This window comes from Mesobacillus campisalis (assembly GCF_000986785.1).
Classification (GTDB): Bacteria; Bacillota; Bacilli; order Bacillales; family Cytobacillaceae; genus Mesobacillus_B; species Mesobacillus_B campisalis.
Window position 1 is genome coordinate 1 of sequence record NZ_LAYY01000078.1, and the last position, 618, is coordinate 618.

Genomic DNA, 618 nt, shown 5'->3' on the forward strand with positions numbered 1-618 from the left:
GCGAGAGAACTCTCGTTAAGGAACTCGGCAAAATGACCCCGTAACTTCGGGAGAAGGGGTGCTTTTTAGGGTGTTAAAGCCCGGAAAAGCCGCAGTGAATAGGCCCAGGCGACTGTTTAGCAAAAACACAGGTCTCTGCGAAGCCGCAAGGCGAAGTATAGGGGCTGACGCCTGCCCGGTGCTGGAAGGTTAAGAGGAGGGGTTAGCTCACGCGAAGCTCTGAATCGAAGCCCCAGTAAACGGCGGCCGTAACTATAACGGTCCTAAGGTAGCGAAATTCCTTGTCGGGTAAGTTCCGACCCGCACGAAAGGCGTAACGATCTGGGCACTGTCTCAACGAGAGACTCGGTGAAATTATAGTACCTGTGAAGATGCAGGTTACCCGCGACAGGACGGAAAGACCCCGTGGAGCTTTACTGCAGCCTGATATTGAATTTTGGTACAGCTTGTACAGGATAGGTAGGAGCCTTGGAGACATGAGCGCCAGCTTGTGTGGAGGCGTCGGTGGGATACTACCCTGGCTGTATTGAAATTCTAACCCGCGCCCCTCATCGGGGCGGGAGACAGTGTCAGGCGGGCAGTTTGACTGGGGCGGTCGCCTCCTAAAATGTAACGGAG

The 618-nt window shown here is 54.7% G+C and carries 1 rRNA gene; it reads left to right on the forward strand.

The annotated features are described in order from the left end of the window. A 23S ribosomal RNA gene (locus WQ57_RS22490) occupies window positions 1–618 on the forward strand; the annotation flags it as partial.